Consider the following 26,963-nt stretch of genomic DNA (forward strand, 5'->3'; position numbering starts at 1 on the left):
CAACGCCTAGAAGCCGTCAGCACACCGAGCCGCCGCCCACATGTCCCTTCATCTAACCTACAATGTCAAAGAACCAGCCAAACTCCAAACCGGACACCGACCGTTCCCCGTACTTTCGTGCGAGGGACTGGTGTCCGTCTATGTTGGCGACCGTCCGTTTCGCTGCCTCAGTGGCGTCGTCCCGTCCGGTGAGGCGGCATATATGGGGGGCTTTCTGAACCGTCAAACCCTTTTTGCATTTTTATTTCAGAAATTTTTGGGAGGTTCCCGCTAGACCGGAGTCGACCGCAATCGGGATCAAGGGACGAAGAATATAATGGGCTTGCAGGATGCCGATGCGAATGATGCGGGTTTCGGCGCACGCATAAGAAGTGCGATCTTCTGGCGATCGGGCAGCCAGATCCTTTCGCAGATCATGAGCTGGGTGGTGACTTTGGCGGTCATTCGCCTGCTCGACCCCGCCGACTATGGCCTGTTCGCCATGACCCAGGTCATCCTGAACTTCGCGACCTTCCTCAACGGCTATGGCCTGGTGAGCGCACTGGTGCAGTCCGACACGGTCGAACCACACCGGCTGCGCCAGGCCTTCGGCATCATGATGTTGCTCAACGGCGCACTTGCCCTTCTTCAGTTGGGCATCGCGCCACTGGCCGCAGACTATTATGACCAGCCGATGGTCGCCGATCTGCTGCGGGTGCAGGCGCTGCTCTATCTGTCCACGCCCTTCATCTCCATCCCGGAAGCGATCATGGGGCGGGCGCTGGATTTCAAACGCCCCGCCCTGGTCAACCTGATCGCCGCCGCCGCCTCGGCCGCGATGGCGCTGACCGGCGCATTGTCGGGTTGGGGCGTATGGACGCTGGTCTGGGCACCGATCACCGGATTCTGGGTCAAGGCGGCGGGCTATGTGATCGTCACCGGATTCAGGCCGATCCCGAGTTTCGATTTTCGCGGCACCGGCGCGATGGTGGCCTATGGCGCGTCGCTGCTGGGCGGGCAACTATTCTGGATCGTCCAGAGCCAGGCGGACATCTTCATCGGCGGCCGCGTGCTGGAGCCGCACCAACTGGGCCTCTATGCCGAAGCATTGTTCCTGACCCAGATATTCGTCAGCAAATTCGTGCCGCCGCTCAACGATGTCGCTTTTCCCGCCTATGCCCGGATGCAGAAGGATGTGCGCCGGGTTTCCTGGTCCTTCTGCAAAGCGGTCAAGCTGCTGCTCCTGCTGACCTGCCCCATCTATCTGGGCATGGCGGTGACGGCGGAGCCGCTGGTCGAGACGCTGTTCGGGAAGAAATGGCTGGAAATGGCGCCCTTCGTCGCGATTCTCGCGCTCGCCATGCCGTTCATGACCGTGCAGGTGATGTTCGCGCCGGTGAGCAACGCGCTGGGTCGCCCCGGCACGACCGCGCGCGTCGCCGCGGCGGGGGCGGTGCTGATGCCCGCCGCCTTCCTGATCGGCATCCAGTTCGGCGCGATCGGTCTGGCCTGGGCTTGGCTAGCGGCCTTTCCCGTGCTGACGGCTATCACGGCCCGACTCGCCGGAGGGCCGATGGGGCTGCGATTCGCCGATCTGATCCGCGCGGCTGCGCCGAGCCTTGGCTGCTCGGTGCTGATGGCCGGAGTAGTGGTGGCCGCAAACAGGCTGTTGCCGCCCCTCCCCGCTCCTGTCCGGTTAGGCATATTGGTGCCGACCGGCGGCATCGCCTTCCTTGGCGCGCTGATCCTGTGCGCGCGCGGCACGTTGAGGGAACTGATCGAACTGCTGGTCCGCCGCAGGCCACCGGCCCAGGCAGCCGCCTGAGCCGGTAAACGAATCAGGCCGTCTGAATATAATCGCGTAGCGACGCCGCTTCCGATTCGATCGTATCGATGCGGAACTTCACCAGATCGCCGATCGAGATCAGCCCGGCCAGCTTCCCGTCGATGACGACCGGCAGATGGCGAATGCGACGCTTGGTCATCAACGACAGGCCGTGCAGCACCGGGGTCCGATCATCGATGGTGATGGCGGGCGCGGTCATGACTTCTCCCACCGTATGATTAAGCGCCTCAGCGCCGTCGCTGGCGACTCGGTAGAGCAGATCGCGCTCGGAAAATATGCCGAGCACTTCACCATCCTCGACCACCGGCAGGCAGCCGATACGTTTGTTTGCCAGCAACTGAACCGCGGACAGCACGCTGTCGGTCGGCTTCACATGAATGACGTCGCGTCCCTTCCCCTGCAAAATCGCCGCGATGGTCATGGCTGCTCTCCTTTTTGCCTGAAATCATTTTCTTCGGGCGCTTGATGATCCCACTTTCGCACCCCAATGAAAAGGGATGACACGCAAGGAAGCGCTCGACGATCCGCAGATCGCAGCCACCGCCTGGCGCCGGTTCCGCCGAATCATGGCGTGGATGGCGCTGGCCGGCGCGCTGTGCGTCGCGGCGGCCCTGCTGTTCCTTTATTGGTGGACCGGCACCCTGCCGCTCCATATGGCGATCGCGACCATATTGGGGGTCTGGTTGACCTTCATGCTGGGAACCGGTCTGATGGCGCTCGCTTTCCTGTCGCACGGGACCGGGCATGACGAGCAGGTGATGGACAGGCTGAAGGACGAGGTGCCAATTGACGACTGATCGACGAGGCGAAGTGGTGCTGCGGGTCGTGCCGCGGCTGACCGACATCAACAGCAACGGCCATATTTTCGGCGGCTGGGTGCTGAGCCAGATGGACATTGCCGGCGGCATCGTCGCGCATCGAATCGCGCAAGGCGCGGTCGCGACCATCGCGATCGAGAGCATGAAGTTCATTTCGCCGATCCTGCTGGGCGATATCGTGTCGGTCTACGCCCGCGAGGAACGGCGTGGCCGGACGTCGATCGCGATTCGAGTCGATGTCGTGGCCACACGCGACGCCAGTCAGCAGGAGGTGGAACTGACCAGCGGCGTCTATACCTTCGTCGCGCTGGACGCGAATCACCGGCCCCGGCCGCTACCCGAAGGCTGAGCCTCCACCTCAGCGCGGCAGACGCTCTGTATAGACATAGTCCAGCGTGTCATTGGCGGGCACAATTGCGCGCCAAATCCAGGCATTACCACGCCGGTCCATTGTGGTGGGTCGAGGATCGATGTCATGGGGGATGGCGACTTCGGCGGTGACGTCGAAGGGCCGTGCGTTGCTCAGGCTGATCGTCCAGCGGCGTTCCTTGCGCGATTCGGACCGTTGGCGCACGGCGATTCGGACGTCGGCGCTGGCTGCGAGATCATAGTCGACCCGCTCACCCTCGGTTTTGTCACCGATGTCGGCTTCGCCCGCGAGCAGGCGCATACCGCCCACATCCTCGAAAACCGCAACCCGGCCCGAAGGCATGGCAAGGCCCAGGCCATCCGCCTTCCTGTTCTGCACACGCAGGCGCAGCGTCATCGGTTGCGATCCATCGGTCGCAGCCTGGACGGTCGCGGCATAGAGGCGCTCCACCTTGACGTCCGCCTGGTGCAGCAGGGCCACTTGCTTCTGGCCATGGGCGGCGACATCGACGTTCACCGGCACGCGATAAAGTTTCAGGTCGCCGACATCCTCCGGCGGCGGGGGTGGCGGTGGCGGTGGCGGCGGGGGCGGAGCCGGGGCAGCAAGCATGGCCATTGATTCACGACGCATGCTGGTAACGACAATATCTTGCGCACCGGCCATATCCATCGCCGGCGGCGCGGGCATCTCGACCGGAAACAGATCCCAGCGCGGATGCGTGCTGGTGATGTCCATCGGCCAGCAGGTCAGCCGGAGCGGTCCGCCGGTCGGGCGCGGCTGCGGCCCGCGTGCGCGCTTGTTGGGCTGGCCGGCTATGACGCTGAGCCGCGCGCCGGGGAAACCGGTGACGCCGCCATTGGCGACGGTCAGCCAAGCCATGAGGTCCAGCGTCCGGCCATCGGGCTTCATATCAGCAACATAATTGGCCGCCCAGTCGAAGCCTTCGGCGAGATAGGTGAGTTGCAGGGTGGCGCGAATGGCGCGATCACTGGTCCCGATCACCGATAATGTCGGCCGCGGCGACAGGTCCGGTGGCAGCTTCGGATAGAGCATCCGTTCCGGCAGACCGCTGCATCCCAGCGCCTCAAAGCCCTGTGCGGTCTGGACGATCACGCCGCCGGTCGGGCCGGCGCTGATGATCGCGTCCTGCTCGGTCGTCTTGCCGGTCTTGCGGTCGGTGCGGCGGAGGGTGACGCGGCGCTTAAGATAGGCGTCGACCAGTCCGGCGGGCGTCAGCAGCCGGGCATCGCGATTCTTCTCGCGCACGCCGCGCGGCATATCGGACAGCATCGCCGTTTCCGGCATCAGGCCTTCGGCGACCCCCTCGAATCGAACGGTCGATTCGCCCTGGGGCAGATCGATGGTCCGGGTTTCGGTGATGAGCGCATAGCCGCCGGGCCAGTTGCGATCGATCGCGCCCTTCGTCCGACCGGGCTGGCGATAGACGGTGACGGACACCGAATCGGCTTTGGCCGAAACGACCGTGCCCGCCTGCGCCGGCGCGATGCAAGCGCAGACCAGAAGGAGCAGGAGGAAGACGCGCGACATCGGCGCTCGTCGCTCAGTAGCGCGAATCGAAGGTGACGCTGAGATCGACCGAACCGTTGGCCGGCACCGGCGCACTCCATTCCATCCGGTCGGCCGAGACGCGCTTGCCTTCGACAGCTTGCCCACCCAGCATCTGGGCCATGACGCGGGTGTCGCCCCACAGCCCCTGTTGCGCCAGGTCGATCGTCACCGGTTCGGCGCGCGCGTTGGTCAGCGTGTAACGCATCTTCGTTTCCCAGCGCGAACCGCCCTTCTTCGTGCGCTGCTCGACGGTCGGCCGCACCTTGACGTCGAAGGCGTCGCCGGTGCGAAGCGCCATGGACGATCCCATGGGGGTGTGATCGATAACATTCTCGCCGATGAACTGCGGATCGCCGCGCGCGTCGCGCATATAGACGCGAATCGTGCCGGCGGGGAGCTGGTCGCCAAGGCCGCCCTGCTTGGCTGTAGAGAATTTGAGCACGCTCGATGCACTCATCGCTTCGGCCGCGCTACCGAGCCAGCCATTGACATATTCATAGGTCGCCCGCGCCGGCGCGCCCTTTACGTCGAGGAAGCTGACCTGTTTCTGCTGGGCGTTGGCGATGGTCGTGCGGGCCGCCAGCGGATAGAGATAATAGTCGCCCAGCCGCTCGCGGGGACCGCTTTCGGTGCCGGCCTGGTCCATCGCGCCGCTGGAGGATCGCCACCAATTGGTCCGGCCTCCGCCATTGGCGGGATTACCCGCGACCAGGAGCGTCTTCGCATTGTTGAATGTCGTGCCCGTATTGTTGGTGAGCGTGACCCAGCCCTGCATGTCCATCGCGCCCTTGGCGGCGTCGAACAGGGCGACATAGTCCGCCGTCCAGCCCAGATTCGGCGTCAGATAGGATAGCCGCGCCGGCACGCTACCGCTCCGTGCCGATTCGACCGTTACCGACAGGGTCGGACGTGCGCGCAGATTGGGCGGAACCCGGTCGAAGACGACCCGCACCGGCAGGCCGTCGTCGCGCAGCACCTCGATCCGGCTGCCGATCTGGAGGACGATGCCGCCATTGGCCGCCAATATCCTGGCCCTTTCACGCATTTCGGCGCCGGTGGCGGGGTTGGTGCGCACCAAAGTCACCTCCTGCCCCACGGCCTTGTCCATCAGCTTGTCGGGGGAAAGGAGGTTATAGTCGAAATTCTGTTCGACGATGGACAGGCCGGGACCGGAAAGATTCACGGTTTCCGGGCGGATGCGCGCCGACACATCGGGAAATTCGATGCGGTTGCGGCCCTGGTTCACCGGCAATTGCCGGTCGTCCTGCACCAGCGACTGGCCGTTGTTGTAGATGGTGACGGCGACATCCCCCTGGGCGGTGGCGCCGGTCGGATCCGCGGCGTCCTGCGCCTGCGCCGAAAAAGGAAGAGTGGTCAGCAGCAGGGGAAGCAGGCGCACGGCTTTCATCGGCATCTCTCCAGCAAGGTGAGAGCCTTGTGCCGGATCGCGAAGCAGTTGGAAAGCAGGCATGAAAAAAGGGACAGTGCACCGGGCACCGTCCCTTCAATCTCAAACGTCGCGGCGCTTATTCGGCGGCTTCGGTCGCGGCGGCGCGGGGGCGACGGGTGCGCTTCTTGGGCGCTTCCTCGGCCGCCGGCTCGGCATCATTGTCGGCGCGCGCGATCGACGGCGGCAGGACGGCGGCGTCAAAGCCCTCGCCCGTTTCAACCGGCGCGGCAGCTTTGCGCGGGCGCCCCCGGCGCGGACGGGGCGCTTCGGTTTCAGCCTCGGGCGCTGTTTCGGCTACCGGCTTCGGCGCGGGCACGGCGGCGGGACTGCCGACCGGGCCTTCCATGCCCATTTCCTGCTGGACGGGCGCATTTTCATCGCCCGCGAAGCGATCGCGGCGGTTGCGGTCGCGGCGGTTGTTGCGGCCCTCGCGCCCTTCCCGGCTGTCCCGTGCGTCGCGATGATCGCGATTGTCACGCGATTCCTCGCTACGCTCCTGGTCGCGCGGCGCGCGATCATAGGAAGGCTGCTGTTCGCTGCGGAAATCCTCACCGCCTTCATAGGCGCCTTCGAATTCCTCACCCTCCTCGTCGAAATTCTCCTCGCGGGGACGGAAGCGCTGCTGTTGCTCCTCCTGCCGGGCGCGGTTGTCGGCGAGCACGCGGAAATAATGATCGGCGAACTGAAGATAATATTCGGCGTTCACCCGGTCGCCCGCCATCTGTGCGTCGCGGGCCATATTCTTGTATTTCTCAAGAAGCTGGGCCGCGTTGCCGCGCGAGCGGTTGTCGATGCGGTTGCCATTGTCGCCACCGCCCCGATTATTGCCGTTGGGGCGTCCGTTGTTATTGTTCCGGCCGCGATTGCGGCGACCGGCCTGCCGATTGTTGATCAAGATATGATCCTTGCGTTCGCTATGCCAAACTTCACTGAAAACACTGTTCAGTCGCCATCCCCAAGCATGGCCTGAATTTCAGGCCGGATGCGGCTCCGCAGGGCATGACCCTAGCCGGACCATTCCCCAGCTGCCAGCGGCGCCTGCGCAGCGAGCGCCGTCATGACTTTAAGGAGCGGGAAAACGGCCTTTTCTATCAATGGTCTGTGCGACCATGTCACGAGATGAAGCCGTCCCTGCCGTTGATGTAGTGGCTTTCCCACCAGAAACCAAGCAATTTTCGCTTGTCCCATGGTAAATCAAGGATTGTTTACGCCGGATGGATGGCGAGGAGGCAGCGATCATGGCCCGCCAGGTCGCGGCGCACGCGCACATCCAACCCCTGCTCGACCAATAGCGCGGAGACACTGTCCCGCTGATCATAGCCGATCTCGATCGCGGCCATGCCGCCCGGCGCGATCAGGCGCGGCAGGTCCGGCGCGATGCGGCGATAATCGTCCAGGCCATCGGCGCCCGCGAACAACGCGCTGGCCGGATCGCGCAGCACATCGCCCGACAGCGGCTCATCGCGCGCGATGTAGGGCGGGTTGATAAGGAGTAGGTCGAAAGGGCCATCCACCCCCTCTCCCCAGTCGCCCAGGCGGAATGCGGCGCGATCCGCGAGGTCAAGCCGGATCGCATTGCCCTGCGCAACGGCAAGCGCTGCCGAGGACGCGTCGATACCCAAACCCCGCGCCTGCGGCCATTGGGCCAGCGCCGCCAGCAGCAACACGCCGGAGCCGGTGCCGAGATCGAGAATGGTCGCCGGCGCGCGATCGCGAAAATGATCGACAGCCGCCTCGATCAGCGTTTCGCTGTCGGGCCGAGGAATCAGCACGTCGGGCGTGACCGTCAGGCTGATCGTCCAGAAATCGCGGACGCCGGTGATATGGGCGATCGGCTCGCCCGACAGGCGGCGCGCCAGCAGCGCGTCGAAGATGTCGGGCACATCCAGATCGCGCTGACGCAGCAGCATGTCGGCCCGCGACAGCCCCAGCGCATGGGCCATCAGCAGTTCGGCGTCGAGGCGCGGCGTGTCACTGCCGACAGCGAGTTGGACAGTTGCCGCGCGCAGAGCGTCAGGAACATCCATGCTCGTCATTCCCGCGTAGGCGGGGATGACAGGAAAATAGGCGACGGCGTAATCAAGCGACCCCGTCCAGCTGCGCCAGGCGGGCCGCTTCATCCTCGGCGATCAGGGCGTCGATCACTTCCGACAGGCCCGGTCCTTCGAGTATTTCGGGCAGGCGGTGCAAGGTCAGGTTGATACGATGGTCGGTGACGCGGCCCTGCGGAAAATTATAGGTGCGGATTCGCTCGGAACGGTCGCCCGTTCCCACCATCGCCTTGCGCGCGCCGGCCTGTTCGCTCTGGGTGCGCTCACGCTCGGCCTCGTAGAGGCGGGCGCGCAGCACCTGCATCGCCTTCGCCTTGTTCTTGTGCTGCGACCGCTCATCCTGCTGGGTCACGACGATGCCGCTCGGCAAATGGGTGATGCGCACGGCGGAATCGGTGGTGTTGACATGCTGGCCGCCCGCACCCGACGCGCGGTAGATGTCGATCTTGAGATCACCGTCAGCGATCTGGACATCCACCTCCTCGGGTTCCGGGAGGACGGCGACGGTCGCCGCGCTGGTGTGGATGCGCCCGCCGCTTTCGGTCGCCGGCACGCGCTGGACGCGATGGACGCCGCTCTCGAACTTCAGCTTGGCGAAGACGCCGACGCCGTTGATGCTGGCCACCACTTCCTTGAAGCCGCCCTGTTCGGAGGCGTTGGCGGCGATCATCTCCATCTTCCAGCCCTGCGCATCGGCATAGCGCTGATACATGCGGAACAGGTCGCCGGCGAAGAGCGCCGCTTCGTCGCCGCCGGTGCCGGCGCGGATTTCCAGCATGGCGGGCCGGGCGTCGGCCGCGTCCTTGGGCAGGAGTTGCAGCGCCAGCGTGCGCTCCGCGTCAGGCAACTGGCTTTTAATCAGTTGCATCTCCTCCTGCGCCATTTCGCGCATCAGCGGATCGGCTTCCTCGCCGCCGGTCATGGCTTCGAGCGCGGCCAGTTCCTGCCGCAGCCGGCGCAGTTCGCGCGCGGCCGCCGCGACCGGCTCGATCTCGGCATATTCCTTGGACAGTCGCACGAACGCATCGGGCGCGAGGTCGCTGCGCGTCATCGACGCCTGCACCTCATCCCGGCGCGCCTCGATCTGCGCGATGCGTTCGGCGGAGATGTGCATTAGCGACGGCCGGTCAGCACAATTGGTCGCGGAAATTCCGTTTCGCTGTCATCAAACACAAAGCAATCAACGATTGCTTGTTTCAACCTTCTGCGAACTTTCGGTGCCGGATTGTCCGGGGTCCGCGCGTTGATGTCTCTAATAAGAAGCGTTCCGACGCCCTCGCCACCAACTTCTACATCAAGAAGGCGATACGTCCCTGCTCTTTTAGCCTTTTCAAAGCGCTTCTTCGGTGATCCACTATAGGCCATCTCGGCCTTGATCCCGCCCCGCCGAAGCAAAGCTAAAATTTCAATCGAAAGCTCTAACGCCTCGTCGCCTCTGGGAACAATCGCTATTTCTGCGACCTCACGTTCCGGCATATCTACCAGCATCGCCAGCCGCTCAATCCCCGCCGCCCAGCCGACCGCCGGGGTGGAGGGGCCGCCCAGATTCTCGATGAGGCCATCATAGCGACCGCCGCCCAGCACCGTGCCCTGCGCGCCGAGCCGGTCGGTGATGAATTCGAACGCGGTGTGGCGATAATAATCCAGGCCGCGCACCAGCCGGGCGTTGCGCTCCCACGCCACGCCCGCGGTGTCGAGGCCGCTCGTCACCTTTTCGAAGAAGCTGCGCGCTTCGTCGGTCAGATAGGCGTCGATGTCCGGCGCGCTGTCGGCCACCGGGCGGTCGCGCGGGTCCTTGCTGTCGAGGATGCGCAGCGGGTTGCGCTGCAACCGGTCCAGACTCTCTTCCGAAAGCTGATCGCGATGCGCCTCGAAATGGGCGATCAGCGCCGCGCGCCAAGCGTCGCGGCTCGGCCCGTCGCCCAGCGTGTTGAGGTTGAGCGTCACACCATCCGAAACGCCCAGTTCCCGAAGCAACTGGTCGGCCATGACCAACAGTTCGACATCGGCGCCCGGCTCGCCCGCGCCGATGATTTCGGCGTCGAGCTGGTGGAACTGGCGGAAGCGACCCTTTTGCGGGCGCTCATAGCGGAAGAGCGGACCGTGGGTCGCGACCTTGAGCGGCGCATATTGCTGCCAGCCCTCGGTAATATAGGCACGACTGATCCCGGCGGTGAATTCGGGACGCAGGGTGATGCTGTCGCCGCCGCGATCCTCGAACGTATACATCTCCTTGGAGACGACGTCGGTGCTTTCGCCCAGCGAGCGCGCGAAGACGGCGGTGGATTCGAACACGGGCACTTCGACGCGCTGGAAACCGTAGAGCTTGCGCACCCGGTCGAACGTCGCGACCACATGCGCGAAACGCTCCTGGAACGCTTCACTCGTGCCGCCCAGCATGTCCTGCGTGCCGCGTACCGGACGCGGGGTTTCGATCTTCGCCATGGGGCAGCGCCTTTAACGGCAAACGCTTCCCAAGGAAACGCGCTTTTTAAGGCTGGGTTCAGGGGGGTGGACGCAGGCCGCCCATAGCGCCATGCTGAAGAGCATAAGGGCCGTCCGGCCCCGCCCAAATTTCTGGAGACCTCCATGATCCGCAGCCTTGCTGCCGCCCTTTGCCTTTCCACAGCGATCGCCAGCCCCCTGTTCGCGCAGGACACGATCCGTTCCAAGCCGACCGCCCTCCCCGTCGACAGCGCCGCGCCGATGCCCAAGGACGTGCCCTATCCAGGCGGCACCATCCGGCTGGAGGTCGATGCGACCGACACGACCCAGCGCATCTTCCGCGTCAGGGAAACCATCCCCGTCGCCGCCGCCGGCCCGTTCACCCTGCTGATGCCGCAATGGCTGCCGGGCAATCATGCGCCGCGCGGGCAGATCGACAAGCTGACCGGCGTCACCTTCACCGTGGGCGGCCAGCCGGTGGCCTGGAAGCGCGATCCGCTGAACGTCTACGCCTTCATCCTCGACGTGCCGCAGGGGGCGCGCGAAGTCGTCGCGCAATTCCAGTTCCTGTCCGCCACCCAGCCCAATCAGGGCCGCGTCGTGGTGACGCCCAAGATGCTGAACATCCAATGGGAAAGCGTCTCGCTCTATCCGGCGGGCTATTATACCCGCCAGATTCCGATCCAGGCGACCGTCACCTATCCCGCCGGCTGGCAGGCGGCGACCGCGCTGCGCGGCACGAAGACGGGCGACACCGTCGCCTATGAGACGATCGACTATGAAGCATTGCAGGATTCGCCGGTCTTCGCCGGCCGCTATTTCAAGCCGGTGGACCTGGGCAGCAACGTCACGCTGAATATCGTCGCCGACGATGCCGACGAGCTGGAGTATAAGCCCGAGCAGATCGCGAAGCACCGGAAGCTGGTGGCCGAAGCCGGGTCGCTGTTCGGCGCCTATCATTTCAACCATTATGACTTCCTGCTCGCCATCACCGACGAGATGGGCGGCATCGGCCTGGAACATCATCGCTCATCCGAGAATCAGGTGGAGCCGGGCTATTTCAAGAAATGGGACGGGGGCGAGGCGCTGCTGGACCGCAACCTGCTGCCGCATGAATTCACTCATAGCTGGGACGGCAAGTTCCGCCGGCCCGACCTGCTGTGGACGCCCGACTTCAACGTGCCGATGCAGGATAATCTGCTGTGGGTCTATGAAGGGCAGACGCAATTCTGGGGCTATGTGCTGGGCGCGCGGTCGGGCCTGTTCTCCAAGCAGGAGACGCTGGACGCCTATGCCCAGATCGCGGCCAAGCTGGACACCGCGGTCGGCCGCCAGTGGCGCCCGATGGAGGACACGACCCACGACCCGATCATCTCCGCCCGCCGCCCCAAGGGCTGGGCGAGCTGGCAGCGATCGGAGGATTATTATAACGAAGGCCTGATGATCTGGCTGGAGGCCGACGCGATCATCGCCAAGGCGACGCGCGGCAAGAAGGGCCTCGACGACTTCGCCAAGGCCTTTTTCGGCATCAAACCGGGTGACTGGGGCCAGGTCGTCTATAATCGCGACGAGGTCATCCGGACGCTGAACGACATCGCCCCCTATGACTGGGCCGGCTTCTTCCAGAAATATGTCGATTCGCCGACCAGGGAAACACCCAAGGGCGGCTTCATCCTGGGCGGCTACAAGCTGGTCTATGGCGAGGAACCGGGCGCCATCACCAAGGCCGCGGAAGGCGCGAACAAGATGGTCGACCAGAGCTTCGGCATCGGCGCCATCGTCAAAAATGACGGCGAGATCAGCGGCGTCATCTGGGACAGCGCGGCGTTCAAGGCGGGCCTCGTCACCGGTGCGAAGATACTGGCGGTCAATGGCGACGAATTTTCTGGCGACGTATGGAAGGCCGCGATCAGGACCAAGACGCCGATCCAGATCATCCTGAAACAGGATAAATACTACCGCACTTTGACTCTCGATTATTCGGGCGGCCTGCGCTATCCGCGCCTGGAAAAGACAGGAGAGGGTGAAGGCAGCCTCGACCGGCTGCTGAAACCGAGAACATAATCACCCGCAAAGCAACGTGTAGGAAAAGGCATTTCCATGAATATCGAACTGATCCCTGTCGGCGACGATCCGCCCAACAGCCTCAACGTCATCATCGAGGTCCCGACCGGCGGCGAACCGGTGAAATATGAGTTCGACAAGGCGTCGGGCGCGCTGTTCGTGGACCGCATCCTGCATACGCCGATGCGCTATCCCGCCAATTACGGCTTCGTGCCGCACACGCTGTCGCCCGACGGCGATCCGCTGGATGCGCTGGTCATCGCCCGTTCGCCCTTCATCCCCGGCGCCGTCGTGGCGGCCCGCCCGATCGCGGTGCTGAATCTGGAAGACGAAGCCGGCGGCGACGAAAAGCTGGTCTGCGTGCCCGCCGATTCGGTCTTCCCCTATTATTCCAACGTGACGGAGAAGGACGACCTGCCCGGCATCGTGATGGAACAGATCGAGCATTTCTTCACCCACTATAAGGATCTGGAAAAGAAGAAATGGGTTCGCGTCGGCACCTGGGGCGGCGCGGAAGATGCGAAGCGCATCACGCTCGAAGCGATCGAACGCTACAAGGCGGGGAAGAAGGCGGCATAAGGTCGGTCTTCCGATCGAAATCGAAAAGGCCGCCCGGAGCGATCCGCGCGGCCTTTTCTGTTGAGTTCGGCACCGGCCCGCAAGATGCGCCCTTCCGCGCATCTTGCCAAAAACTCAAATCAATCGGTCCGCCTCCAGCGCCATGGCGGCCGAATCCCGCGCCCTGGGCATACGGGCGTGAAGCCGGGCGTCGGCTTCGACCAGCCGCTCGACGCCGGCTTCCAATTGCGCTTCGTCCAGGGTGAAGGGCAGGCGCAGGAAACGCTCGAACGCGCCGCCGACGCCGAAGCGCGGGCCGGCGGCGATCCGGACGCCCAGGCTTTCGGCCAGGGCGGCGAGCGCGGTCGCTTCGGCGCGCGGCAGTTCGGCCCAGAGCGACAAGCCGCCCGCCGGCGCCTCGACCCGCCAATGGGGCAGATGCCGCGCGATCAGCCCCAACAGATGGTCGCGCCGCCCGCGCAACACCTCCGCCCGCGCCCCCAGCCCCACATCGGCGTCGACCAGTTGGGCGACGGCAAGCTGCTCAACCACGGGACTGGCCATGTCCATCGTCGTGCGCAGCCGGCCGAGCGCGGCGATCGTCTGCGCATCGGCGCGAATCCAGCCGACGCGCAGGCCACCCCAGAAAATCTTGCTGGCCGATCCCAGGGTGATGACCTGCCGTCCCGACGGATCATGCATCGCGACCGGCGGCGGCGGCGCGAAGTCCAGGCCCATCGCCACCATCGTTTCGTCGACGATCAGCGGCGTATGGCTGCGCGTCGCCGCCGCCACCAGCGCGCGGCGGGTGGCCAGGTCCATGCTGCGCCCGGTCGGATTGTGGAAATCGGCTATGACATAGGCGAAACGGGGCGAGGTCTGGCGGAAGGCCGCCTCCATGGCGTCGATGTCCCAGCCCTGCGCCGGCAGGCCGACCGGCACCGGCACGACATGCGCGCGCTGCAACGCCTGGATCGCATTATGATAGGTGGGATGGTCGATCACCGCCCGGTCGCCCGGTCCCGCCAGCCATTTGAGCAGCAGGGAAAAACCCTGCTGCGCCCCGTTCGTCACCATGATCTGGTCGGGCGAGGTCGGGCAGCCGCGCCGCTCATAATGGGCGGCGATCGCCCGGCGCAGCACCATCAGACCGAGCGGATCATAGCCGAGATCACCGAGATAGGCCGGGAGCGCCTCCACCGCCGCCTGATAGGCGCGGCCGACGCCGGGCGCGGCGGGCAGCGCGGCATGGGTCCAGTTGAGGATATTGCCGCCGCTGCTGAGATCCCGCTCCTCCTGCGGCGCCTCGACATGGCCGGCGGGCAGGCGCGTGACGCTGCCCGACCCCTGCCGGCTTTCGAGAAACCCCTCGTCGCGCAGCCGGTCGAAGGCGGCGGCGACGGTGGTGCGCGACAAGCCCAGCGCGGCGGCCAGTTCCCGCTCGCCCGGCAAGCGGACATTGAGTCCCACGCGCCCGTCCAGCACCAGCATCCGCAGCGCCTGCGCCAGTTGGCGATAGGCCGGCTCGGCGCTGTCCAGCGCGCGCCAGGCGCCCAGCAGGCGAAGGAGGGAAGGTGGACGCAGCAGCGAAGTGGACATGGGATTCGTTCCGTTCGAACCATTGATACAGGCCATTTAAGTCAGACTGGTCCTTTTTGAAAAGGCCAATTATGCGGAAAAGCCTGCCATGATGATGCACCGCCGCCTTTTCCAGCTTTTCTGGGGCCTATGCCTCTATGGTTTTGCCATGGCGCTGCTGCTGCGCGCCAATCTGGGCCTCGATCCGTGGGACGTGCTGCACCAGGGCCTCGCGCCCCCGCTCGGCCTCAGCTTCGGCATGACGGTCAACCTGATCGGCGCGATCGTGCTGCTGCTCTGGTGGCCGCTGCGGCAGCGGCCGGGGATCGGCACCGTCGCCAATATATTGGTGATCGGAACGGCGGTGGACCTGTCGCTGATGATCCTGCCGACGCCGGAGGGTTATGCCATGCGCGCCACATGGCTGGTCGCGGGGATCATCCTCAACGGCATCGCCGGCGGCGCCTATATCGGCGCGGGGCTGGGACCGGGACCGCGCGACGGGCTGATGACGGGCCTGTGCCGCCGCACCGGCTGGCCGGTCAAATGGGTGCGGACGGGAATCGAGATCGGCGTGCTGGCGATCGGCTGGATGCTCGGCGGCACGGTCGGCATCGGCACCCTGCTCTATGCCGCGACCATCGGCTGGATCGTCCACCACGCCCTACCCTTCTTCCGCATTGTCGGCGCGGACCAACCCGCTCGCGCCTGACTCTGATGCCCCCTGACCGGCCGGCGCTCGAAGACCCGCCGGCCGGTCCTTTTCTTCCTGCAAATGCGCCGCTTGGCATTGACCGGACCGGGCGGTCGGGCATGATCCCGCCGCCCTTCCCCGATCAAGGAGCCTTGCCTCATGCGCGCCTTCCTTGCCCTCCTCCTGCTGCCCCTGACCGCGGCGGCCGCGCCCGAGCCGGCGCTCGCTCCTCTCGCCTTCGAACAGATCGCGCCCGCTGGCACGAAAATGCCGCGTTTCAAGGTCGACGCCGCCTGGCCGGCCATGCCCGGCGACTTGCTGCTGGGCCAAGTGAGCGGCGTCGCGGTGGGACCGGATGATTCGGTCTGGGTCGTGCATCGCCCCCATAGCCTGACGGCGACCGACACCGGCCTCGCCCAGAACCCGCCCATCGCCGTCTGCTGCAAGCCGGCCCCGCCGGTGGTGCGCTTCGGCAAGGACGGCCGCTATATCGGCGGCTGGGGCGGCGCGGCGAGCGCGCCCACGATCGACGGGGTCAATCAATGGCCCGCCAGCCTGCATGGCATCTTCGTCGACAAGGCCGGCAGCGTCTGGTTCGGCGGCAATGGCAAGGGCGACCATGTCGTCATGAACTATAGCCCCGAGGGCAAATATATCCGCAGCTTCGGGCGGCGCGACAAGACCGGCGGCAATGATGCGACCGATCAGCTCGGCAATCCGTCGGACGTCAACCATTCGGATGGCATGGTGCTGATTTCCGACGGCTACACCAATCGTCGCGTGATCGGATATGATGCGGCGAGCAACGCCTATAAGGGCCGCTGGGGCGCCTATGGCAAGCCGCCCGTCGCGCCAACCCGCAGCGGCGATTTCGACCAGAGCCATGCCGTCGACCCCAGCAAGGTCGCCAATCCCAAATCGGAAATCTTCGCCGACATCGTCCATTGCGTCGTGCCTACCAGGGACGGCCATCTCTATGTCTGCGACCGCAACAACAACCGCGCGCAATTGTTCAGGCGGGAGAAGGATGGCGGGCTGACCTTCGTGCGCGATCTGGTGATCGCGCCGGAAACGGGCGGCACCCATAGCGTCACCGACATCGCCTTCTCGCCCGATCCGCAACAGACCTTTCTCTATGTCGCCGACATGATGAACAGCCGCATCTGGATATTGGAACGCAAGACCCACACGGTCCTGGGCGCGATCGGCCGGGTCGGACGGCAGGCGGGGCAATTCACCTGGCTGCACAGTATTGATACCGACAGCGACGGCAATATCTATGCGACCGAGGTGAATACCGGCCGCCGCGTGCAGAAGCTGGTCCTCACCGGCATCGAATAGAAGGAACGCTGCATGGCGACCGAACTTTACGACCTGACCGTGCCTGTCTTCATCCGCGGCTTGAAAACCCTTTCGGCCCTGCTGGACAAGGGGGCGGCCTTCGCCGCCGAAAAGGGCCTCGATCCGCTGACGCTGACCGGCGCGCAGTTGATCGAGGACATGAAGCCGCTGACCGCGCAGGTGCAGTTCGCCTGCGACACCGCCAAGGGTACAGTGACGCGGCTGGGCGAACTGGAGCCGGTCGCGATGCCGGACACCGAACAGAGCTTCGAAGAGTTGCAGGCGCGGATCGCCAGGACCATCGCCCTGCTGGATGCCGTGCCGCGTGAGAAGATCGACGGGCGCGAGGAGGCGACGGTCGTGCTCAAGGTGCCGGGCGGCGAAATCCCCTTCACCGGGCGCAGCCATGTGCTGACCTTTTCCCTGCCGAACTTCTATTTCCACCTGACCACCGCCTATGCCCTGTTGCGCAAGGCGGGCGTGCCGGTTGGCAAGCTGGACTATCTGGGCGGGATCTAAGCGAGATGACTTTACTTTGATCCGTTCGTTTCGAGCGAAGTCGAGAAACGAGGTCAAGCCGAGTTCAGCGAAGCTGAACGCTGGCGGTGCGCTATCCGCTTCTCGACTTCGCTCGAAGTGAACGGGTGTAAATTGATGTCATTCAACGTCATCCAGTTCTAGCCCGCGATCAGCCGCACATAGGCGCTGCCGACCCAGCCACTGACGCAGGGGCCGTCATAGGGCTGCTTGCGTTCCACGGGGGACGAGACGCCGCAATCGGCGGCGGCGGCGTCATTGCCGGCCGCCGATGCGGGCGGAACCACGACGCCCAGCCATTTCTGGTCGATGCTGCGGGTGCAGACATAGGCGCGTGTCCCTTCCGTCAGCGCCGCGACGGCTTTCGCCTCGGCGAAGGGCGCGGTGCGCACCGCCAGCCCTGACGCGCCGGGCCGCGTCACCTGCCCCATGGTGCCGCAGGCGTCGAGGCGCGGGCCGTCCTCACCGATCGTCACGGGGCGGGCGAGCGTGGATTCGATCCGGCTTTCCGGCACTTCCTCGCGCGGGGCGCCGGCGAGCGAACTGTTGGGCAATTCCTCATAGACGTCGTTGCTTTTCGAGCAGGCGGCGAGAAGCAGCATCAGGGCAAGGGGGGCACGCATGTAAAGCGTGATAGACCGCCCTGCCCCCCGGCGGAAGCCGCCATGTTTCGCTTTAGTTTCAGCGCACCTTTCCCTATATGCTCGTCATGAGCGAAGAACCCGTCAATTCCCCCAACAGCAATGATTATGGCGCCGACAGCATCAAGGTGCTGAAAGGGCTGGACGCCGTGCGCAAGCGGCCCGGCATGTATATCGGCGATACCGACGATGGCAGCGGCCTGCACCATATGGTGTTCGAGGTCAGCGACAATGCGATCGACGAGGCGCTGGCCGGCCATTGCGACAAGATCGTCATCACGCTGAACCCCGACGGGTCGGTCAGCGTCGAGGATAATGGCCGCGGCATCCCCACCGGCATCCACAAGGAAGAAGGCGTGTCGGCGGCCGAGGTCATCATGACCCAGCTGCACGCGGGCGGAAAGTTCGAGAACACGTCGGACGACAATGCCTATAAGGTGTCGGGCGGTTTGCACGGCGTGGGCGTCTCGGTCGTGAACGCCCTGTCCGAATGGCTGGACCTCAATATCTGGCGCGACGGCAAGGAACATTATATGCGCTTCGCCTATGGCGATGCGACCGCGCCGCTCAAGGTCATCGGCGATGCGCCGGCCAAAGAAGACGGGACTCCCAAGAAGGGGACGCGCGTCACCTTCCTCGCTTCGCTGGAGAAGGCGCCCGGCGACGGCGCGACCTTCAAGAACCATACCGAGTTTGATTTCGAGAAGCTGGAACATCGCTATCGCGAACTCGCCTTCCTCAACAGCGGCGTGCGCCTGTTCCTGGTCGACGCGCGGCATGAGGAGAAGAAGGAAGTCGAACTCTTCTACGAGGGCGGCATCGCGGCCTTCGTCAAATATCTCGACCGCAACAAGAATGCGCTGATGCCCGATCCGATCGCGATCGCCGGCACGCGCGACGACGTGACCATCGACGTCGCACTGGAGTGGAACGACAGCTATTACGAAAACGTCCTCTGCTTCACCAACAACATCCCGCAGCGCGACGGCGGCACCCATCTCGCCGCTTTCCGCGCGGCGCTGACGCGCACGCTCAACAGCTATGCCGACAAGACCGGCCTGCTGAAGAAGGAGAAGGTGAACCTCACCGGCGAGGATATGCGCGAGGGGCTGACCGCGATCGTCTCGGTCAAGCTGCCCGACCCCAAATTCTCGTCCCAGACCAAGGACAAGCTGGTCAGCTCCGAGGTGCGCCAGCCGCTCGAAAGCCTGATGGCCGACAAGATGGCGGAATGGCTGGAAGAAAATCCCGCGCACGGCAAGATGATCGTGCAGAAGGTGATCGACGCCGCCGCCGCGCGCGAAGCCGCCAAAAAGGCGCGCGAACTGACCCGGCGCAAGGGCGCGATGGATATCGCTTCGCTGCCCGGCAAGCTCGCCGACTGCCAGGAACGCGACCCGGCCAAGTCCGAACTTTTCCTGGTCGAGGGCGATTCGGCCGGCGGGTCGGCCAAACAGGGGCGCAACCGGCATAATCAGGCGATCCTGCCGCTGAAGGGCAAGATATTGAACGTTGAGCGCGCGCGCTTCGACCGGATGCTGTCGTCCAAGGAAGTCGGCACGCTGATCCAGGCGATGGGCACCGGCATCCGCGACGATTTCACCCTGGACAAGCTGCGCTATCACAAGATCGTCATCATGACCGACGCCGACGTCGACGGCGCGCATATCCGCACCCTGCTGCTGACCTTCTTCTATCGCCAGATGCCGCAGATCATCGAGGCGGGGCATCTCTATATCGCCCAGCCACCGCTCTATAAGGCGACGCGCGGCCGGTCGGAGGTCTACCTCAAGAATGAAGCGGCGCTGGAGCAGTATCTGGTCGATAATGGCGTCGATTCGATGGTGCTGGAAACCCGCGGCGGCGCGCGCAGCGGTGACGATCTGCGCCACCTGATCGAACATGGCCGGCGGATGCGGGCTGTGATGCGCTATGTCCCGCGCCGCTACAATCCCGCGATCATCGAAGCGCTGAGCCTCAACGGCGCGCTCGATCCCGAACTGTCAAACGACGCGCAGGCGCAGCGCCTGGCCGCGACCGTCGCCTGGATGGATGCGCATGATGCGGAAGGCCGCTGGTCGGGCCGCATCGCCGAGGAAGGCGGCTTCCATTTCGAACGGCTGTGGCGCGGCGTCACCGACCATCATGTGGTCGAGGGCGGCTTCATCGGATCGGCCGAGGCGCGCAAGCTGCACGCCATCGCGAGCGAGGAAGCGGCGAGCTATGTCACGCCGGGCCGACTGGTCACGGCCAAGGCGGCCGCGGCCGCCGAGGAAGCGGGCGAGGATGAACTGCCCGCCGCGCCGGCCAAGGGCGCGATGGTAACGTCGCCCAGCGAACTGCTCGACGCGATTCTGACCGCCGGGCGCAAGGGGCTGGCGATCCAACGCTATAAAGGCCTGGGCGAGATGAATGCGGAACAATTGTGGGAAACCACGCTGGACCCGGACAATCGCTCGATGCTGCGGGTCGAGGTGGAACAGGCCGATATTGCCGACGAAATCTTCAGCCAGCTGATGGGCGACGTAGTGGAATCACGGCGCGACTTCATCCAGGACAATGCGCTGAACGTCGCCAATCTGGACGTTTGATTCATATGAGCGGCGCGGAACCGACGCGATGCGCCTGGGTGGGCGCGGATGCGCTGTACCGCGCCTATCATGACGAGGAATGGGGCGTGCCGGAGCGCGATTCGCGGACGCTCTGGGAAACGCTGATGCTGGAGGGATTCCAGGCTGGCCTGTCCTGGATCACCATATTGCGCAAGCGGGAGACGTTTCGCGCCGCCTTTGCCGGTTTCGATCCGGACAGGGTCGCGGCCTTTGGCGGGGCCGATGTCGAACGACTGATGGGCGATCCGGGCATCATAAGGGCGCGGGCCAAGATCGAGGCGACGATCCGGGGCGCGCAGATCTTTTGCGCGATGCGCGACAGGGGCGAAGATTTCTCCGCCTATGTCTGGGCTTTCGTCGACGGCGCGCCGATCCGCAACGACGGCGTGCATTTCCCGGCGAAGACCGATCTGTCCGAAGCGATATCCAAGGATCTCAAGACGCGCGGCTTCAAGTTCGTCGGACCGACCATCGTCTATGCATGGATGCAGGCGGTCGGCATGGTCAATGATCATGCCGTGCAGTGCTTCCGCCGGGACTCGCTCGGCGCATGAAGGCGGCGCTCGCCCTGCTGCCGCTTGCGCTGCTGGGTGGCTGCGGCGGCGAAGAGACGCCGTCCGCCGCCAATCAGGCCATGGCGATGGCGCCCACGGAAACGGTGAGCGCGCCGATCAACCATGGCGCCGATCCCGACACCGAACTGGACAATCGCGGGCCCGATGATGCGCCACTGTCCAAGCCCTTGGTTTCACGTGAAACATCGTCTTCCCTGCCAACGCCGCCCGATTATCGTGCGATCGGCACCGAGCCTTTCTGGGCGGTAACGGTGCGCGGATCGACCGCGACTCTGGAGCGTCCGGACAAGCCGCCGATGCGCTTTGCGATCAGCCGGAACAGCGATGACAAGGCCATACGCTATCTGGGCGAGGGCTTTACCCTGACCGCGACGCAAGGTCCGTGCAGCGACGGCATGAGCGACACCATCTGGTCCGACCGGGTGCAGATCGCTTTTGGCAAAGGCACGCTCAAGGGCTGCGGCGGCGACCGCGATGACGGGGCTTATGAAAATTGAACGGAGCGGTCGGTTGGAGAATTGTTGGCTGAGAAGGGTGGGAAGTGGACTGACGGCTTTTTCATCCTCCCCTCCCCTTCAGGAGAGGGGCTATGAAGGTCCGCTCCTGGTCGCTTCCCAATCGACCGATCCCCCTGTCCTCGCCTAATCCGCGCGCATCGCTTCGGCCACCAGCGCCTCGGCCTCCATCAGCAGCGCATCCTCCGCCGCATGTTGCGCCACCTGCTCGCGGCCGATCAGGATCAGCACCGGCACCGCCAGCGGACTGACCCGGTCGAGATCGATATGCAGCATCGTTTCGCTCGCGCGGTCGATCAGGTCGCCCAGCCGTCCGACATCGGTCATGCGCGCGCGGGCGTCCGCCCAGGCGGCCTTGAGCAGCAGATGGTCGGGCTGATATTTGCGCAGCACATCATAGATGAGGTCGGTGGAAAACGTCACCTGCCGCCCGGTCTTGCGCTTGCCCGGATGCTGGCGCTCGATCAGGCCCGAGATCACCGCCACGTCGCGGAAAGCGCGCTTCAACAGACTCGACTGCTCGACCCATTCGACAAACTCATGGTCCAGAATGTCGGCGGAAAACAGGCTTTTCGGATCGGTGACGGGCTTCAGCCCATAGACCGCCAGCGCATAGTCGTTCGACACGAAACCCAGCGGCATCAGCCCCTGCGCGTCCATGCGGCGGGTGAGCAACATGCCGAGCGACTGATGCGCGTTCCAGCCCTCGAAACTGTAGCAGACCAGATAATGGCGCCCCTCATGCGGGAAAGTCTCGATCATCAACTGCCCCGGCTGCGGCAGGGCGGAGCGATATTTCTGCATCTCCAGCCATTCGCGCACATCCTGGGGGAAGCGATGCCATTCCTCCGGCTCGGCCAGAAAATGGCGCACCCGGTCGGCAAGGCGGGTCGACATCGCCATGCGGGTGCCACCCCAACTGGGGATTCGCGCCTGTTTCGACGTCGCGCGCACGACCAGATCGCTGGTGTCCATCCGCACCACCTCCAGCGCCATGCCGGAGAAGAAGAAGCTGTCGCCGGGTCGCAAGGTGGCGGCGAACCCCTCCTCCACCGTGCCGAGCTTGCGGCCATTGGCGAAGCGCACGGCGAGCGCCGGCTGATCGACGATAATGCCGGCGTTGAGGCGATGCTGCTGGACGAAGCGCGGGTGCGACACCCGCCAAAGCATATGCCCCTGGCTATCCGGCTCCTGCGTCAGGCGCTTGAACCGGTCATAGGCGCGCAAGGCATAGCCGCCGCCCTCGATGAAATGCAGGACATTGTCGAACGCCTCCCGCGTCAGCGCGCTATAGGGGGTAGCGGAGCGCACCTCCTCCAGCAGTTCCTCCGCCCGGAACGGCCCGGCGCAGGCGAGGCCCATGACATGCTGCGCCAGCACGTCCAGGCTGCCGGGGCGGAAATCGTCGGCGTCGCGCTCCCCCGCCTCGACCGCGTCGAGCGCGGCCCGCGCCTCCAGATATTCGAAGCGGTTGCCGGGAATCAGGATCGCCTCCGACGCCATGTCGAGCCGGTGGTTGGCGCGGCCGATGCGCTGGAGCAGGCGCGACGATCCCTTGGGCGCGCCCATCTGGATCACACAGTCGACATTGCCCCAGTCGACGCCCAGGTCGAGCGACGCGGTCGCCACCAGCGCGCGCAGCTTGCCCGCCGCCATCGCCGATTCGACCTTGCGCCGCGCCTCGATCGACAGGCTGCCATGGTGGATGGCGATGGGCAGGTTGGCGTCGTTGGCCGACCAGAGCGACTGGAAGATGAGTTCGGCCAGGCCCCGCGTATTGCAGAAGACCAAAGTCGTCTGGCGCGACTCGATCTCCGCCATCACCTGTGTCGCGGCATATTTGCCGGAATGGCCGGACCAGGGGACGCGGCCCTCCGGGATCAGGATGGCGACATGGGGGTCCGCGCCCTGCTCGCCCAGGACCGGCGTCACGGCGTCGATATCGCCATCGGGCGCGAGCCAGGCGCGATAGGCGTCGATATCCGCCACCGTGGCGGACAGCGCCACCCGGCGTAGCGCGGGATGGATCGCCTGCAACCGCGCCATGGAGAGGTTGAGCAGGTCGCCGCGCTTCTGCGTGGCGAAGGCGTGGACCTCGTCCACGATCACCGTCCTCAGATCCGCGAACATCAGGGCCGCGTCGGGATAGCTCAGCAGCAGTGACAGCGATTCGGGCGTGGTGAGCAGGATTTGCGGCGGACGGGCGCGCTGGCGCGCCTTGCGGTCGGACGGCGTGTCGCCGGTGCGTGTCTCGACCCGGATCGGCAGGCCCATCTCCTCGATCGGGGTCAGAAGGTTGCGGCGCACATCCACCGCCAGCGCCTTGAGCGGCGAGACATAGAGAGTATGCAGCCCATCGACCGGATCGCGAATCAGGTCGGCCAGTGTCGGCAGGAATCCGGCCAGCGTCTTGCCCGCCCCGGTCGGCGCGACGAGCAGCGCATGTTCCCTCCGCTCCGCGGCCGCCAGCATCTCCATCTGGTGCCGGCGCGGCCGCCAGCCGCGGGCGGCGAACCAGCTTTCGACGATGGCGGGAAGGCGAACCGACATGGCCCGGATGTAGGTCACCCCTCCCGTCCTGTCACGATCCGCCGTGCACCGCGCGGGGTTCCCGACATGGCCCCGGCGCCGCGATCATGGTAAGAGTGGCGAAAATGGAGAGGAGATCGGAGCATGACCGAAGACCATGAACATGCCCTCGTTCCGGGGACGGTGCCAACGACCTTGTTCGACGCCTGGTTCGCGCCCTTCAGCTACTGGGCCAATTGGTGCAGCTTCTATGCGGAGGCGCTCCATGTTGCGCAGGTCCATCCGCCGCACGCCGGAGATCCGGCTGAAGGGGATGAGGCGCCCGTGCATATCGAGGATGAGGAGGGCCTTGTCGCCTGAACCGCGGACCGGGTTTTCGCGGAATAATCATATAGCCGAAAGAAATAATCTTGCTCACCCCTCTGGTCCCCGTCCCCGCTCCTGCGTTACACTCCCGCCCATGACAGCGGCGCATCAGACGCCGAGATATGCAGGAGAATGACATGACCGGCGAAACCGAAGCCGAACTGACCGGCGCCGAACCGACGCACAACCGCCGCCGTCCCAAGGCCCCGATCATGGAGATCGACGGCCGCAAGCTGAAGCCTGCCACCCTGATGATGGGCCATGGCTATGACCCCACCCTGTCGGAAGGGTCGTTGAAGCCGCCCATCTTTCTGACCTCCACCTTCGCATTCGAAAGCGCAGCAGCAGGCAAGCGCCATTTTGAGGGCGTGACCGGCATCCGGCCCGGCGGAGCGGAAGGGCTGGTCTATTCCCGCTTCAACGGTCCCAATCAGGAGATTTGCGAGGATCGCTTGTCCGTCTGGGAGGAGGCGGAGGATGCGCTGCTCTTTTCCAGCGGCATGTCGGCGATCGCCACGACCCTGCTCGCGCTGGTCCAGCCGGGCGACGTCATCGTGCACAGCGCGCCCCTCTATGCCGCGACCGAATCGCTGATCGGACGCATTCTCGGCCGCTTCGGCGTGCAATGGCTCGATTTCCCGGCCGGCGCGACCGAGGAGGAGATCGGCGCGGTGATCGAAAAGGCCAGGACGCTGGGCCGGGTCGCGCTCATCTATCTGGAAAGCCCGGCCAATCCGACCAATGTGCTGGTCGATCTGGAGGCAGTGGTCGCGCGGCGCGACTTGGCTTTCGCGGGAGAGGCGCATGTCCCGCCGGTCGCGATCGACAATACGTTCCTCGGCCCGCTCTGGCATCGTCCGATCAAGCATGGCGCGGACCTGGTCATCTACAGCCTGACCAAATATGCGGGTGGGCATAGCGATCTGGTCGCGGGCGGGGTGCTGGGTCCCAATGCGCTGATCAACAGCATCCGCCTGATGCGCAACACGATCGGCACCATCCTCGACCCGCACAGCGCCTGGATGCTGCTGCGCAGCCTGGAAACGCTGGAATTGCGGATGAGCCGGGCGGGCGAGAATGCGGAGAAGGTCTGCGCCTGGCTCAAGGACCAGCCGCAGGTCGAGAAGGTCGTCTATCTCGGCTTCCCCGAGACGGAGCGGCAGGCCGATATCTATCGCCGCCACTGCACCGGCGCGGGATCGACCTTCTCGCTCTACTTGAAGGGCGGCGAGGCGGAGGCCTTCGCCTTTCTCGACGCGCTCAAGATCGCCAAGCTGGCGGTCAGCCTGGGCGGCACCGAGACGCTGGCCAGCCATCCCGCCGCGATGACCCATTTGTCCGTCCCCGCCGAGCGCAAGAAGGCGCTGGCGATCGGCGACAATATGGTGCGCATCTCGATCGGCTGCGAGGATGCCGACGATCTGATCGCCGACTTCGCCCAGGCATTGCGGCAGATCGGATGAGCGGCCCGCGCCCGGTCATCCTGATCGCACAGCCGCATCTCGCGCCTTTGCTGGGCGTGCTGGCGGCGGACTATGACGTCATGCCGCTGTGGGAGGATGGCGGGCGCGCGCGGCTGGACAGCGCGCAGGCGCTGGTGACGGCCGGCGAGTTCCGGCTCGATCCCGCGTTGATCGCGGCGATGCCGAAGCTCGGCCTCATCGCCTGCTTCACCGTGGGCTATGACGGGGTCGACCTGGACCTCGCCCGATCGCGCGGCATCGCCGTCGCCCATGCCGGCAATGCCAATGCGGAGGATGTCGCCGACCATGCCATCGGCCTGATGCTGGCCCATCGCCGCTGGATCGTCGAGGGCGACCGGCAATTGCGCGCGGGCCTGTGGACCGCACAGGCCAAGACCATCACCCGGTCGATGGGCGGCGCGCGCCTGGGCATCGTCGGCATGGGGGCGATCGGCGTGGCGGCGGCCGAACGGGCGCAGGCGATGAGGATGCGGATCGGCTGGTGGGGGCCGCGCGACAAGCCCGCCCTTCCCTGGCCGCGCGCGACAAGCCTGATGGCGCTGGCGCAGGAAAGTGACATAGTGCTTGTCGCAGCCCGCGCCGGAGAGGAGAATCGTGGCCTGATTTCCGCCGCGATCATCGAAGCGCTCGGCGCCGGCGGGCTGCTGGTCAATGTCGCGCGTGGACAGCTGGTGGACGAAGTGGCGCTGATCGACGCGCTGAAATCCGGGCGGCTGGGCGGCGCGGCGCTCGACGTGTTCGATCCCGAACCGACCGATCCCGCGCGCTGGACGGACGTCCCCAATGTCGTGCTGACGCCGCATACCGGCGGCGCGACGCAGGAAGCGGTCGGGCGGATGGTGCAGATGCTGCAAGCCAATCTCGCCGCCCATTTCGCGGGCCAGCCCCTGCCCGCGCGGGTAGGTGATCTTGGGCCGTCATTGCGAGCGTAGCGAAGCAAT

At 65.2% G+C, this 26,963-nt stretch carries 24 protein-coding genes; 14 read left to right on the top strand and 10 right to left on the bottom strand.

What is annotated here, in order from left to right; genetic code table 11:
- Window positions 1-316: 316 nt before the first annotated feature.
- Window positions 317-1,804, top strand: a complete 1,488-nt coding sequence (locus AC58EF_RS09335) for a lipopolysaccharide biosynthesis protein (protein WP_497275857.1) — start codon at window positions 317-319, stop codon at window positions 1,802-1,804.
- A 13-nt stretch (window positions 1,805-1,817) separates the two neighbouring features.
- Here AC58EF_RS09335 and AC58EF_RS09340 read toward each other — a convergent pair whose 3' ends face one another.
- Window positions 1,818-2,246, bottom strand: coding sequence for a CBS domain-containing protein (locus tag AC58EF_RS09340; RefSeq protein ID WP_497275858.1), 429 nt, complete (start codon window positions 2,244-2,246; stop codon window positions 1,818-1,820).
- 76 nt (window positions 2,247-2,322) lie between these two features.
- Here AC58EF_RS09340 and AC58EF_RS09345 point away from each other — a divergent pair, with 76 nt between their 5' ends.
- Window positions 2,323-2,622 carry a hypothetical protein gene (locus AC58EF_RS09345; RefSeq protein WP_497275859.1) on the top strand — a complete coding sequence of 100 codons (300 nt, stop codon included), beginning with the start codon at window positions 2,323-2,325 and terminating at the stop codon, window positions 2,620-2,622.
- Window positions 2,612-2,992 (top strand): acyl-CoA thioesterase, encoded by a 381-nt coding sequence (locus tag AC58EF_RS09350; RefSeq protein ID WP_497275860.1) that lies wholly within the window; start codon window positions 2,612-2,614, stop codon window positions 2,990-2,992. The genes AC58EF_RS09345 and AC58EF_RS09350 overlap by 11 nt, the downstream gene beginning before the upstream one ends.
- A gap of 9 nt (window positions 2,993-3,001) precedes the next feature.
- Here AC58EF_RS09350 and AC58EF_RS09355 read toward each other — a convergent pair whose 3' ends face one another.
- The 6 genes from AC58EF_RS09355 to hisS all read right to left on the bottom strand — a co-directional run bounded on the left by AC58EF_RS09355 (window position 3,002) and on the right by hisS (window position 10,528).
- Window positions 3,002-4,561, bottom strand: coding sequence for a DUF4139 domain-containing protein (locus AC58EF_RS09355; protein WP_497275861.1), 1,560 nt, complete (start codon window positions 4,559-4,561; stop codon window positions 3,002-3,004).
- Between the two features lie 13 nt (window positions 4,562-4,574).
- The gene (locus AC58EF_RS09360; protein ID WP_497275862.1) at window positions 4,575-5,990 is read right to left on the bottom strand and encodes a DUF4139 domain-containing protein; all 1,416 of its coding nucleotides are present in this window, start codon (window positions 5,988-5,990) and stop codon (window positions 4,575-4,577) included.
- 118 nt (window positions 5,991-6,108) lie between these two features.
- Window positions 6,109-6,927, bottom strand: a complete 819-nt coding sequence (locus AC58EF_RS09365; protein ID WP_497275863.1) for a DUF4167 domain-containing protein — start codon at window positions 6,925-6,927, stop codon at window positions 6,109-6,111.
- A gap of 310 nt (window positions 6,928-7,237) precedes the next feature.
- On the bottom strand, window positions 7,238-8,059 hold the full coding sequence (prmC, locus tag AC58EF_RS09370) for a peptide chain release factor N(5)-glutamine methyltransferase (RefSeq protein ID WP_497275864.1): 822 nt from the start codon (window positions 8,057-8,059) through the stop codon (window positions 7,238-7,240).
- Window positions 8,060-8,111: 52 nt separating this feature from the next.
- A complete protein-coding gene (prfA, locus tag AC58EF_RS09375; protein ID WP_497275865.1) occupies window positions 8,112-9,197 on the bottom strand; it encodes a peptide chain release factor 1 in 1,086 nt (361 codons plus the stop codon).
- The gene (gene hisS / locus AC58EF_RS09380; protein WP_497275866.1) at window positions 9,197-10,528 is read right to left on the bottom strand and encodes a histidine--tRNA ligase; all 1,332 of its coding nucleotides are present in this window, start codon (window positions 10,526-10,528) and stop codon (window positions 9,197-9,199) included. The genes prfA and hisS overlap by 1 nt, the downstream gene beginning before the upstream one ends.
- Window positions 10,529-10,672: 144 nt before the next feature.
- On the opposite strand from hisS, the gene AC58EF_RS09385 reads away from it, so the two are divergent.
- Complete coding sequence (locus tag AC58EF_RS09385) at window positions 10,673-12,592, top strand: M61 family metallopeptidase (protein WP_497275867.1); 1,920 nt, start codon at window positions 10,673-10,675, stop codon at window positions 12,590-12,592.
- Window positions 12,593-12,628: 36 nt separating this feature from the next.
- Window positions 12,629-13,171: an inorganic diphosphatase gene (ppa, locus tag AC58EF_RS09390; protein WP_497275868.1), complete on the top strand. Its 543-nt coding sequence runs from the start codon at window positions 12,629-12,631 to the stop codon at window positions 13,169-13,171.
- Between the two features lie 114 nt (window positions 13,172-13,285).
- Here ppa and yczR read toward each other — a convergent pair whose 3' ends face one another.
- Window positions 13,286-14,749, bottom strand: coding sequence for a MocR-like transcription factor YczR (yczR, locus tag AC58EF_RS09395; protein ID WP_497275869.1), 1,464 nt, complete (start codon window positions 14,747-14,749; stop codon window positions 13,286-13,288).
- 88 nt (window positions 14,750-14,837) lie between these two features.
- Between yczR and yczE the strand changes: the two genes are divergently transcribed.
- The 3 genes from yczE (at window position 14,838) to AC58EF_RS09410 (ending at window position 17,282) form a co-directional block, all read left to right on the top strand.
- A complete protein-coding gene (gene yczE, locus AC58EF_RS09400) occupies window positions 14,838-15,440 on the top strand; it encodes a membrane protein YczE (RefSeq protein ID WP_497275870.1) in 603 nt (200 codons plus the stop codon).
- 141 nt (window positions 15,441-15,581) lie between these two features.
- A complete protein-coding gene (locus AC58EF_RS09405; RefSeq protein ID WP_497275871.1) occupies window positions 15,582-16,763 on the top strand; it encodes an NHL repeat-containing protein in 1,182 nt (393 codons plus the stop codon).
- A gap of 12 nt (window positions 16,764-16,775) precedes the next feature.
- On the top strand, window positions 16,776-17,282 hold the full coding sequence (locus AC58EF_RS09410) for a DUF1993 domain-containing protein (protein WP_497275872.1): 507 nt from the start codon (window positions 16,776-16,778) through the stop codon (window positions 17,280-17,282).
- 158 nt (window positions 17,283-17,440) lie between these two features.
- On the opposite strand, the gene AC58EF_RS09415 is transcribed toward AC58EF_RS09410, so the two are convergent.
- Entirely contained in the window at window positions 17,441-17,923 is a 483-nt protein-coding gene (locus tag AC58EF_RS09415; protein WP_497275873.1) for a hypothetical protein, read from the bottom strand.
- Between the two features lie 86 nt (window positions 17,924-18,009).
- Here AC58EF_RS09415 and gyrB point away from each other — a divergent pair, with 86 nt between their 5' ends.
- The 3 genes from gyrB to AC58EF_RS09430 are packed head-to-tail and all read left to right on the top strand — an operon-like array spanning window position 18,010 to window position 21,625.
- Window positions 18,010-20,532 carry a DNA topoisomerase (ATP-hydrolyzing) subunit B gene (gene gyrB / locus AC58EF_RS09420; protein ID WP_497275874.1) on the top strand — a complete coding sequence of 841 codons (2,523 nt, stop codon included), beginning with the start codon at window positions 18,010-18,012 and terminating at the stop codon, window positions 20,530-20,532.
- A gap of 5 nt (window positions 20,533-20,537) precedes the next feature.
- The gene (locus tag AC58EF_RS09425; RefSeq protein WP_497275875.1) at window positions 20,538-21,107 is read left to right on the top strand and encodes a DNA-3-methyladenine glycosylase I; all 570 of its coding nucleotides are present in this window, start codon (window positions 20,538-20,540) and stop codon (window positions 21,105-21,107) included.
- Complete coding sequence (locus tag AC58EF_RS09430; protein WP_497275876.1) at window positions 21,104-21,625, top strand: COG3650 family protein; 522 nt, start codon at window positions 21,104-21,106, stop codon at window positions 21,623-21,625. Before AC58EF_RS09425 ends, AC58EF_RS09430 begins: the two co-directional genes overlap by 4 nt.
- A gap of 144 nt (window positions 21,626-21,769) precedes the next feature.
- Here AC58EF_RS09430 and AC58EF_RS09435 read toward each other — a convergent pair whose 3' ends face one another.
- Entirely contained in the window at window positions 21,770-24,193 is a 2,424-nt protein-coding gene (locus AC58EF_RS09435) for a ligase-associated DNA damage response DEXH box helicase (RefSeq protein WP_497276122.1), read from the bottom strand.
- Window positions 24,194-24,316: 123 nt separating this feature from the next.
- Here AC58EF_RS09435 and AC58EF_RS09440 point away from each other — a divergent pair, with 123 nt between their 5' ends.
- The 3 genes from AC58EF_RS09440 to AC58EF_RS09450 all read left to right on the top strand — a co-directional run bounded on the left by AC58EF_RS09440 (window position 24,317) and on the right by AC58EF_RS09450 (window position 26,954).
- On the top strand, window positions 24,317-24,532 hold the full coding sequence (locus AC58EF_RS09440) for a hypothetical protein (protein ID WP_497275877.1): 216 nt from the start codon (window positions 24,317-24,319) through the stop codon (window positions 24,530-24,532).
- A 143-nt stretch (window positions 24,533-24,675) separates the two neighbouring features.
- Window positions 24,676-26,001 (top strand): cystathionine gamma-synthase family protein, encoded by a 1,326-nt coding sequence (locus tag AC58EF_RS09445; protein WP_497275878.1) that lies wholly within the window; start codon window positions 24,676-24,678, stop codon window positions 25,999-26,001.
- Window positions 25,998-26,954, top strand: coding sequence for a 2-hydroxyacid dehydrogenase (locus AC58EF_RS09450; protein WP_497275879.1), 957 nt, complete (start codon window positions 25,998-26,000; stop codon window positions 26,952-26,954). The genes AC58EF_RS09445 and AC58EF_RS09450 overlap by 4 nt, the downstream gene beginning before the upstream one ends.
- Window positions 26,955-26,963 lie beyond the last annotated feature (9 nt).

The organism is Sphingobium sp. WR1 (genome assembly GCF_059693745.1).

Coding starts and splice junctions, on each gene's coding strand:
- AC58EF_RS09335 (WP_497275857.1), top strand. CDS start 317: ATGGGCTTGCAGGATGCCGATGCGAATGATGCGGGTTTCGGCGCACGC.
- AC58EF_RS09340 (WP_497275858.1), bottom strand. CDS start 2,246: ATGACCATCGCGGCGATTTTGCAGGGGAAGGGACGCGACGTCATTCAT.
- AC58EF_RS09345 (WP_497275859.1), top strand. CDS start 2,323: ATGACACGCAAGGAAGCGCTCGACGATCCGCAGATCGCAGCCACCGCC.
- AC58EF_RS09355 (WP_497275861.1), bottom strand. CDS start 4,561: ATGTCGCGCGTCTTCCTCCTGCTCCTTCTGGTCTGCGCTTGCATCGCG.
- AC58EF_RS09360 (WP_497275862.1), bottom strand. CDS start 5,990: ATGAAAGCCGTGCGCCTGCTTCCCCTGCTGCTGACCACTCTTCCTTTT.
- prmC (WP_497275864.1), bottom strand. CDS start 8,059: ATGGATGTTCCTGACGCTCTGCGCGCGGCAACTGTCCAACTCGCTGTC.
- prfA (WP_497275865.1), bottom strand. CDS start 9,197: ATGCACATCTCCGCCGAACGCATCGCGCAGATCGAGGCGCGCCGGGAT.
- hisS (WP_497275866.1), bottom strand. CDS start 10,528: ATGGCGAAGATCGAAACCCCGCGTCCGGTACGCGGCACGCAGGACATG.
- AC58EF_RS09385 (WP_497275867.1), top strand. CDS start 10,673: ATGATCCGCAGCCTTGCTGCCGCCCTTTGCCTTTCCACAGCGATCGCC.
- ppa (WP_497275868.1), top strand. CDS start 12,629: ATGAATATCGAACTGATCCCTGTCGGCGACGATCCGCCCAACAGCCTC.
- yczR (WP_497275869.1), bottom strand. CDS start 14,749: ATGTCCACTTCGCTGCTGCGTCCACCTTCCCTCCTTCGCCTGCTGGGC.
- yczE (WP_497275870.1), top strand. CDS start 14,838: ATGATGATGCACCGCCGCCTTTTCCAGCTTTTCTGGGGCCTATGCCTC.
- AC58EF_RS09405 (WP_497275871.1), top strand. CDS start 15,582: ATGCGCGCCTTCCTTGCCCTCCTCCTGCTGCCCCTGACCGCGGCGGCC.
- AC58EF_RS09410 (WP_497275872.1), top strand. CDS start 16,776: ATGGCGACCGAACTTTACGACCTGACCGTGCCTGTCTTCATCCGCGGC.
- AC58EF_RS09415 (WP_497275873.1), bottom strand. CDS start 17,923: ATGCGTGCCCCCCTTGCCCTGATGCTGCTTCTCGCCGCCTGCTCGAAA.
- gyrB (WP_497275874.1), top strand. CDS start 18,010: ATGAGCGAAGAACCCGTCAATTCCCCCAACAGCAATGATTATGGCGCC.
- AC58EF_RS09425 (WP_497275875.1), top strand. CDS start 20,538: ATGAGCGGCGCGGAACCGACGCGATGCGCCTGGGTGGGCGCGGATGCG.
- AC58EF_RS09430 (WP_497275876.1), top strand. CDS start 21,104: ATGAAGGCGGCGCTCGCCCTGCTGCCGCTTGCGCTGCTGGGTGGCTGC.
- AC58EF_RS09435 (WP_497276122.1), bottom strand. CDS start 24,193: ATGTCGGTTCGCCTTCCCGCCATCGTCGAAAGCTGGTTCGCCGCCCGC.
- AC58EF_RS09440 (WP_497275877.1), top strand. CDS start 24,317: ATGACCGAAGACCATGAACATGCCCTCGTTCCGGGGACGGTGCCAACG.
- AC58EF_RS09445 (WP_497275878.1), top strand. CDS start 24,676: ATGACCGGCGAAACCGAAGCCGAACTGACCGGCGCCGAACCGACGCAC.
- AC58EF_RS09450 (WP_497275879.1), top strand. CDS start 25,998: ATGAGCGGCCCGCGCCCGGTCATCCTGATCGCACAGCCGCATCTCGCG.